The sequence below is a fragment of the Pseudomonas agronomica genome (assembly GCF_025917275.1).
Lineage (GTDB): Bacteria > Pseudomonadota > Gammaproteobacteria > Pseudomonadales > Pseudomonadaceae > Aquipseudomonas > Aquipseudomonas agronomica.
This window is the reverse complement of record NZ_JAOSHO010000218.1, coordinates 1-8,397: the sequence shown is the minus strand read 5'-3', so window position 1 is coordinate 8,397 and position 8,397 is coordinate 1. Positions and strand designations below refer to the sequence as shown.

Sequence of the window (8,397 nt, the reverse complement as noted above, 5' to 3'; positions counted from 1 at the left end):
CAAAAAAGCTACTTGACAGTCTTCTTCATCCCAATCCGCCGCCGCATGTCGGCGGTGATGCTTTGGCGGGTCTTGCGCAAGTCAGCCCAAGGCTCGTGCCCCACCTCGGCTAGCCGCTCATGGACGTTGTGAACGTTCCACAGGTTGGCGCCCTTGAGCTCGGCCACTTCTTCGCGGTAGATCGGCACCGACACCGGCAGCCCCTCGCGGGTACGGGCGGCGTAGGCGCAAATAGTCGTGGCGCCAAGGCCATTGCGCAGGTAATCGATGAAGATCCGCCCTACCCGGTTCTTCGGCCCAGACACCGCCGAAAAGCGATCAGGCAACAGCTTGGCCATGTGACTGACGATGGCATGGCTGAAGCCCTTCACCTCATCCCAGCCCAACTTGCGGGTGATCGGCACGACAACGTGGATACCCTTCCCCCCGCTGGTCTTCAGGAAGGCCTTCAAGCCCAGTTCATCCAGCACCGACAAGGTCAGTTGCGTGGCTTCCACCATGCTTTTCCAGGGCAGCGCCGGGTCCGGGTCAAGGTCCAGGACAAAGCGGTCAGGCTTGTCCAGATCGACAGACGTGCCGTTCCAGGTATGCAGCTCAACGGTGCTCATCTGTACCGCGCCAATCAGCGCCTCGGCGTTGTTGATGATCATGATGGGTTGCCCGGTCAGGTCCTTGTCCAGGCTGGTAATGCCGGGGATAGCCAGGCGTTCGGGGTTCTTCTGGAAGAACAGCTCGCCGGCGATGCCATCCGGCGCCCTGACCAGCGCCACAGGACGGTCGGCCAGTTCTGGCAGGATGAAATCGGCAACGCTGGCGTAGTACTCGGCCAGTTGCATTTTTGTCGTGCCGCTGCTGGCGTCGATCACTCGATCGGGATGGGTAATGCGGACCTTGCCGTCCAACGTTGGCGACTGCGCAGCCTTGGGCTTGGCTTTGGCTTTCGCCTTGGCTGGCGCCGGTTCTGTATCGTCCTTGGCCTCGGCCTTTCTCACGGTTTTCGGCAACTCCTGGGTAATCGCCTTGGCCGGCTTGTCGTTGCGCAAGCCATGGAACACGGCATGGCGTACCGAGCCTTCCTTGGTCATTTCGGCAAACGCCACTTCCGCCAGCAACTCCGGCTTGAGCCAATGCACGCCCTTGGCGTCATAGCCGGTGGGCGGATTGACCACGGCGGCTTTTTTTGTTTCGAGGGGCAGCAGTTGCTGATAGATGCTTTTGAGGGTGGTTTCGTTAAAACCGGTGCCAACCTTGCCGGCATAGCGCAACTCGCCGCTATCGACGTCATGCAGGCCCAGCAACAAGGCTCCGAATGCACTGCGGGCGCCCTTCGGGTCACTGAAGCCAACCACGACGAATTCCTGGCGATTCTTGCACTTGAGCTTGATCCAGTCGCTGCTGCGCCGCGACACATAGGCACTGCCCTGGCGCTTGCCGATCAGCCCTTCCATGCGCATCTGGCAGGCGCTGTTGAGCAGCGCTTCGGGGGTTTCTTCGAAGGAATCGGAGAAGCGCAGCAAGGGGTCTTCGTTGGCCTCGAGGACGGCGGCCAACGCGGCACGGCGTTCTTCCACCGGTACTTTGCGCAGGTCCATGCCGTTGAGGTACGGCAGGTCGAACAGGTAATAGGCGATCTTGCCGCTGCTGCCGGCATCGAAAGCGTTTTGCAGGGCCTGGAAATCGGGCACGCCTTGCTCGTTGGCGACGACCATCTCGCCGTCGAGCCAGGCCGATTCCAAGCCCAGCGCCGCCAGGGCCTCGGCCTGTTTCGGCAGCTTATGCGTCCAATCGTGGCCGTTGCGGGTGATCAAGCGCACGTCGCCATTTTCGATGCGCGCCATGACCCGGTAACCGTCGAACTTGATCTCGTAGAGCCAGTCGCCGTCGGGGGCGCTTTCCACCAGGGTCGCCAGTTCCGGCTTGAGGGTTTCGGGGATCGGAGCGGCGACGGCGCCGCTGAGGGTGGTCTTCCCCGTTTTTTTCGTCGACTTCGGCTTGGCAGGTTCTTCCGGCTGCTTGACGGGTTTTGCAGCAGCGGCCTTGCCTCGACGCTTGGGCACGATGGTGCGGTCGCTGAGCACGCTGTCAGGCTCGGCCTGCACCACGTCGTACTCGCTTTCCGGACGGGCCGCATCGTCCTGGTGCTTGATCAGGAACCATTGCTCCTGCTTGCCCGGCATATGGGTGCGCACCAGGTTCCACAGGCCCGCGAGCTTTTCTCCGCGCAATTCGAACTTGAGCCGGCCCTTTTCGTAGGCTTCGTGCACATCGCCCTGGGGAATCCACACGCCCCGGTCCCAGACGATGACGTCGCCGGCGCCGTAATGCCCCTCGGGAATGCTGCCCTCGAAAGTCGCGTAGTCCAGCGGATGGTCCTCGACGTGGACCGCCAGGCGCTTGACCTTCGGGTCCAGGGACGGCCCCTTCGGCACCGCCCAGCTCTTCAGCGCACCGTCCAGCTCCAGGCGGAAATCGTAATGCAACCGCGTGGCGTCATGCTTCTGGATGCAGTACTGCAAGGCATGGGCGGTTTTCGTCGATCCGCGCTTGCGCTTCGCCGCCGGCTCCGGGGTGGCGGCGAAATCGCGCATGCGGTTGTAATCGTCGAGGTTCTTGCTGTTCATGGGCCACCTGCTACTTGCGCAAGGGTCGGATCGGCGACGGGCATGCCGGCGGTTTCCGACAGCAATTGATCGACCACCCGGCCCAGCGCCTCTTCAGTCGTATCGCCCAACAGCAACCCCTGTTCGTAGAGCACCACCTGCCGATCAGCACTGCTGCCCTGCTGGATGATTCTGCGGGCTTGCTTGAACACGTCCTGTACACCCAGCGCAGTGGCGGTGTCGCCGAAGGTCTGTTCGGCCAGGTCCAACCATTCGCCAATGAGCATGGGTTGCTCCTGACCCTCGACGATAAACTCCGCGAGGATGCCGTGACGCTTGGCCCGGTAGCGGTTTTCCTTGAGGATCCAGTGGGACATCAAGCTGTAGTGGACACCGGGCGCGGGTTGGGTGATGGCGTGGGCAATCATCAGCCGAAACAGCGAAACGAGGCACAACACATCTTCTATCCGTGGGCACGCATCGCAGATGCGCAGTTCCAGGGTCGGATAACGCGACGATGGCCGCAGCACCCACCAGCAATCGCTGGGCTGGCGGATGGAGCCGGTGCGGGTGAGCATGTTGACGTAGCCATCGAACGTCGCTTCATCCTCGAAGAACTCCGGCACGCCCATGCGCGGCCACTCATCGCAGGCCACCTGGCGATAACTGCTGAAGCCGCTGTAGGCGCCGTTCCAGAATGGCGAAGACGCGCTCAACGCCAACAGCATCGGCAGCCAGGGCAACACCTCGTTCATTACCTTGACCCGATCATGGTCCGCCGGCACTTCCACGTGCACATGCAGGCCCGACAGTACGCTGCGCCGCGCCACGCGCTGGTAATCGTCAAACAGTTGCTGGAAGTGCAGCTCGTCGGTGGGTTGCAAGCCGACGGTCGCCATGGGATGCGACCCTGCGCTCAACAAGCCAAGGCCATGGGGCGCCAGCCGCTGGGTCAGGCCGCTGCGCACCTGGGCCAGGTAATCGGCGGCCTCGGCCAGGCTGCGGAAGATGGGCGAAGCCATTTCCACCTGGCTCTGGAACATTTCGTGGGCGAAATGCTTGCCCAGCTCCTCCCGACAGGCCGCAACCGCTGCCGCCGGCGGCTGCTCGGGCATGCGGCGGGTTTGCAGGTCGGTGATGAAATATTCCTCTTCAATGCCGAACTTCAGACGCCTGTTCATCGATGTTCCCTCCGATACCCGCACCCGTGCGGGTGACAACCAACGCCACCACGGCGATCCTTTCAACGTCCTGATAACCCGGCGTCAGCAGCTCCTCGCCGAATACGTCCGGGTCCAATTCCCTGTAGGTCCAGGCAAACTCCGCCGAATCGCGCCACGCCCCCAACGCTTCGAGGAACGGGTCGCGACCATCGACCATCGCCACGCCGGTATAGAGCACCAGCGAGCCGCCTGGCGTCAGCCGGGGCAATGCCTGCTCGACGATCCGCAGCGACAGCCCGGCGCCCAGCGTTCCGCCGCCATGGCGATAGGCGCGCTCGGCGGGGTCGGCCATGTACGGCGGGTTGGCGACGATCAGGTCGAAATCGCCCTCGACGTCCCGCAGCACATCACTGCGGGCGATTTCGACGTTGGCAACCTCGGCCAGCGCCGCGTTGACAGCGCACAGGCGCAACGCCAACGGGTTGATGTCGACGGCCAGGACCTCGGCCTCGCGGCGGGCACGGGCGATGATCATCGCTCCGACGCCGGCACCGCAGCCGATGTCCACGGCGCGATGCACGGCGGTGAAGTTCTGTTGCAGATGGGTATGGATCAGATGGGCAAAACGGTAGCTGTCCGGGCCGAAGAACACCGCGTCATTGGCCTGGGTCGGGAACTGCGAATGGGCGAACAGCAGGCCGTCCAGGCTCGACCAGCGCACGCGGCTGCGCAGTAGGCCATCGCGCTCTTCCAACACCTCGGCCTCCTGCAATTGACGCTGCTCGTCGGCGGAAATCAGCCCCGGTGCGAAAGGCCGGGACCAGCCGAAGACATCCCGCAGGGTCTTCGAGCGTTCGTTGCCGGGCCGTTGGTTGACCCGTTCATGGGTCAACGGCGTCGGCGTGATAAAACGGTAGCCGTCGGCGTGCAGGCGGCGACCCAGTTGCAACAGCGCCAGGTCGGGTTCGGACAGGCGATCTTCCTGATTCATGCAGGGCTCCTAACGAAGGGCGGACTTGAGTTCGATGAACCGACGGGTCGCGAACAACCCGGCCGGATGGCTGTGGCAACGTGCCGAGAGCCAAGGCATCAGCAGCTGCATCTGCTCGCTGGGAGGCTTGCCGCGCAGCGTCTGCTGAAGGTTCAGGACATCCGGGTCTTGCGCCGGTGCCGGCGGCTCATGCGCCGCGCCGAGGCTACGGCGGGCGCCGGGGCGACCGCGCTGGTCCAGCCAGTCGCCGGCAATCCAATCGTGCAGCAACTGTTTTTCGTAAGGGCTGAACACGCCGAACATGGCCGCGCCCGCGCCTTCGATCAGGGTCCAGAAGCGACTGTTCTGCGGGTCCTCGTGGCGCCTGATCCAGCCCTTGTCCTGCATGGCTTTGAGGAAACCTTCCAATTGCCCCGGTTCCGCCAGCCATTGGTTGACGGTCTTGCCCTCGAACTTGCAGTAGTCGGAATGCATGTGCTGGCCGAACGGCCGCTTGCGTTCAAGCATGTCGAGAAGTTCGCGTTCCAGGTCAAACGACTCGATGATCGCCCGGCTGCCCTGCCCCAGGTCGTTGAGGCGATAGCCCAGGGTGACGCGCTGCCAGAACGATTCACGTCCCGCCTCCATCGGCAGCAATTGCAGCAGCGACTGCACGGCCTTGTGGGCGTGGCCGCTGCTGGCGTTGTCGATGGTGACGTGGAGGGTGAAGTAATACGGGTCGATATCGAGTTCGCTCAGTTCATAGGCGCTGATCAGCAAATGCAGCGGCAATTGCTCGTAGCCGAGGTTGTAGCCGATGACCTCGGGCAGGTATTCGTCGCTGGCATAACCCAGGGCCAATTGCACCGCGCCTTGCAGGTAGCGCTCGTCCTCGATGTCGGGCATGTCCTGCAAGCCATGTTCGGCCAACAGTTTGCGGTAGAGCACGACATGGTTCTGGGCGGGAACGCCATCCCCAAGCTCTTCCAGATAGGTGCACAGCAGCCCTTCGAAGCGATGGTCGTGCCAATGCTGGAGAACGCCATACAGCCACGCGCCATCCACTAGCTTGGTCGGGGCGACGGCCTGGAGAAAATACAGGGCATGAGCCTTGCCACTGAAGAACTCCCGGGGGCCACCGTTCTTGCGCCGCTCCAGGTAGTCGGCGTATTGCCGGGCCACGCCGGCGCTGTGCTGCTCGACCCAGGCCAGCAACGCCGCAGGGTCATCAGGGGTTTCTCGGGGCAACGCGCCCGCTTCTTCAAGGCAGGGTTGCAGGAAGGCTTGGGCGACAGCTTGCTTGTCAGCATCGTCAGGCCCTTGGAGCAGTCGTTCATAGCATTGGCGCACATTGCCGGCAGCGGTTATCGGTTGCGCAACGGCGGGCCGGGATTGAAGGGGTGTCAGCGCAGTCATAAGGGCCTCTCGGGTTCTCGGCAGGACGCTGAATCAGCACGTCTCTTCCATTGCAGAGCCTTGCGAATGCTAAAAAATTCCCCTGGACCGAAAAGCGGTCGGATAAACGGGACGCCGGTGATTTGCAGTGGAACCCTCGCTTCGCCTGGCCCCTCGAATGCAGCAAGCCCGTCGAGGTGAAGCACCGTCATCCAAGGAGCGATCATGATTTTCACTGTGTGGGTAGCCGTGCTCGGCGCAGTCTTGCTGACCCTGGCCCTCACCGCTTCCTACCTGCGCTGGATGCCGGTCACCACCTCGGCGGTGTGCCTGGCGTTGGGGGTTGCCATCGGCCCGTCGGGGCTGGGGCTGCTGAGGCTGGGGGTCGATGATTCTTCGGTGTGGATGGAGCACCTGACCGAAGTGGCCGTGGTGTTCTCGTTGTTCGTCAGCGGGCTCAAATTGCGCTTGCCCCTAAAGAATCGCAGTTGGCGAGTGGCCTATGGGCTCGCGGGGCCGGTGATGATTCTGTCGATCGCCGGGCTCTGCCTGGCGTTGCATTACCTGTTTGGGCTCGGTTGGGGGGTGTCGTTGCTGATCGGCGCGATGCTCGCCCCCACCGACCCGGTGCTGGCCGCCCTGGTGCAGGTCAACGACGCCCGTGATGATGACCGGGTGCGTTTCGGCCTGTCCGGGGAAGCCGGGTTGAACGATGGCACGGCGTTTCCCTTCGTCATCCTCGGTTTGCTCATGTTGCGCCAGGACGGCAGCGGTTTTCTCGGTGAGTGGGCCTTGCGCAACGTGCTATGGGCAGTGCCGGCGGGATTGCTGATCGGTTACTGGCTGGGTCGTGGGATCGGCAAGCTGACCTTGTCGATGCGCATCAAGAATGCCGACAGTACGCTGTCGCCCAATGACTACCTCGCCCTGGCCTTGATCGCCCTGGCCTATGTCGCGGCGGAATCGGTGCAAGGCTACGGTTTTCTCTCGGTGTTCGCCGCGGGCCTGGGGCTGCGACAAGCGGAGGTCGAATCCACCGACGAAAACGCGCCGCCCGCCGAGCATCTGGTGCAGCCGGTGGTCGGCCACGAGGCCGTTGATCCCGAGCAAGCCGTGCACGGCGACACCCAAGCCTTGGATGAAGGCCAACTGGCGGCTGGGGTGATGATGGGCGACATGTTGGCGTTCGGCAGCCTGGTGGAACGCTCGATGGAGGTGTTCCTGGTGACGCTGCTGGGGGTGGTCCTGGCCAATCATTGGGACTGGCGGGCCTTGGCCATCGGCGCCCTGCTCTTCGCGGTGATTCGCCCGCTGAGTGTAATGGCGATGCCTTGGGGACGATTGCTGGACAACCCGCAGCGGCTGTTGATCGGCTGGTTCGGCATACGTGGCATCGGCAGCCTGTTCTACCTGTTCTATGCCCTGAACCATGACCTGCAGCCCGAGGCCGCGCGCCTGTGCATCGACCTGACCCTGTCAGTGGTGGCCCTTAGCATCCTGGTCCACGGGGTCAGCACCCAACCTGCACTGGCGTGGTATGAGCGCCGGCAAAAATGAGCCGCCGCGATCAGCCCCCGGGATCGGTCACTTGGATAAAGACCGAGTAGACCCCGAGCAACACCCAGAACGCCGCGAAGATCCACGGTGTGCGCACCGAAAACAACAGCGATTTGCGGTACCCCTTGTGGGTGGACTCCCGCTCGCTGAACAGCGGCGATTCATCGTAGGCCAGGCCCATCAGCGGTTCGCTGCGCAGCAATTCGCTTTGCTTGAAATGCCAATGGTCGATGATTTCGTAGGCCGCGCGAATGCCCGGCCAGGCATTGAGCGAGCTTAGGAAACCGAGCAGCGCCAGGAATGGGGGCACGATCAGCGTAAACAGCTTGCCCCACTCGGGGTTCAGATTGGCCATGCACGAGGCGAACGCAATCACCAGGAAGGACTGGGCAGCCAGGTAGGCGTCGGTCCGATTGGCCAGGATGCTGGTTTCGTACTGGATTTCCCGGCGATAGAAATCCAGCCGCTCCTTGGGGGATCCGAAAAGCTTGGCCTTGTGTTCGGTCAGTTCTTCTTCCGGGGTTTGCTGGGTAAGGATTCTGGGCATTGCGCAGCGGGGGCCTTGGGTCTGAATGAGTGCATTTGGAACGGATGATCGGGGGGCGAGTTCAAACCAATGGACCGGAGGTGGTCGGAGTAAAAGTAGGTTCTTTTCTTCATTAATGAAGATGTTGGATGTGCCGGCCTCATCGCGAGCAAGCTCGCTCCCACA

General features: G+C 62.8%; 6 protein-coding genes. 1 reads left to right on the top strand and 5 read right to left on the bottom strand.

The genetic code is table 11. The features are described from left to right. Positions 1 to 8 precede the first annotated feature (8 nt). The 4 genes from ligD to OC610_RS16140 are packed head-to-tail and all read right to left on the bottom strand — an operon-like array spanning position 9 to position 6,149. The gene (gene ligD, locus OC610_RS16155) at positions 9 to 2,621 is read right to left on the bottom strand and encodes a DNA ligase D (RefSeq protein ID WP_264429007.1); all 2,613 of its coding nucleotides are present in this window, start codon (positions 2,619 to 2,621) and stop codon (positions 9 to 11) included. Further along, positions 2,618 to 3,781 (bottom strand): carboxylate-amine ligase, encoded by a 1,164-nt coding sequence (locus tag OC610_RS16150; protein WP_264429006.1) that lies wholly within the window; start codon positions 3,779 to 3,781, stop codon positions 2,618 to 2,620. Before OC610_RS16150 ends, ligD begins: the two co-directional genes overlap by 4 nt. Further along, positions 3,753 to 4,754 carry a class I SAM-dependent methyltransferase gene (locus OC610_RS16145; protein WP_264429005.1) on the bottom strand — a complete coding sequence of 334 codons (1,002 nt, stop codon included), beginning with the start codon at positions 4,752 to 4,754 and terminating at the stop codon, positions 3,753 to 3,755. The genes OC610_RS16150 and OC610_RS16145 overlap by 29 nt, the downstream gene beginning before the upstream one ends. A 9-nt stretch (positions 4,755 to 4,763) precedes the next feature. After that, a complete protein-coding gene (locus OC610_RS16140; RefSeq protein WP_264429003.1) occupies positions 4,764 to 6,149 on the bottom strand; it encodes an iron-containing redox enzyme family protein in 1,386 nt (461 codons plus the stop codon). A gap of 204 nt (positions 6,150 to 6,353) precedes the next feature. Here OC610_RS16140 and OC610_RS16135 point away from each other — a divergent pair, with 204 nt between their 5' ends. Beyond that, the gene (locus tag OC610_RS16135) at positions 6,354 to 7,685 is read left to right on the top strand and encodes a cation:proton antiporter (protein WP_264429002.1); all 1,332 of its coding nucleotides are present in this window, start codon (positions 6,354 to 6,356) and stop codon (positions 7,683 to 7,685) included. A gap of 10 nt (positions 7,686 to 7,695) precedes the next feature. Here the strand turns inward: OC610_RS16135 and OC610_RS16130 are convergent, their stop codons facing one another. Further along, a complete protein-coding gene (locus OC610_RS16130) occupies positions 7,696 to 8,232 on the bottom strand; it encodes a hypothetical protein (RefSeq protein ID WP_181289642.1) in 537 nt (178 codons plus the stop codon). Between the last annotated feature and the right edge of the window lie 165 nt (positions 8,233 to 8,397).

Bases quoted from the DNA above. Each gene is read 5' to 3' on its own strand.
- ligD (WP_264429007.1), bottom strand. From the start codon at position 2,621: ATGAACAGCAAGAACCTCGACGATTACAACCGCATGCGCGATTTCGCC.
- OC610_RS16150 (WP_264429006.1), bottom strand. From the start codon at position 3,781: ATGAACAGGCGTCTGAAGTTCGGCATTGAAGAGGAATATTTCATCACC.
- OC610_RS16145 (WP_264429005.1), bottom strand. From the start codon at position 4,754: ATGAATCAGGAAGATCGCCTGTCCGAACCCGACCTGGCGCTGTTGCAA.
- OC610_RS16140 (WP_264429003.1), bottom strand. From the start codon at position 6,149: ATGACTGCGCTGACACCCCTTCAATCCCGGCCCGCCGTTGCGCAACCG.
- OC610_RS16135 (WP_264429002.1), top strand. From the start codon at position 6,354: ATGATTTTCACTGTGTGGGTAGCCGTGCTCGGCGCAGTCTTGCTGACC.
- OC610_RS16130 (WP_181289642.1), bottom strand. From the start codon at position 8,232: ATGCCCAGAATCCTTACCCAGCAAACCCCGGAAGAAGAACTGACCGAA.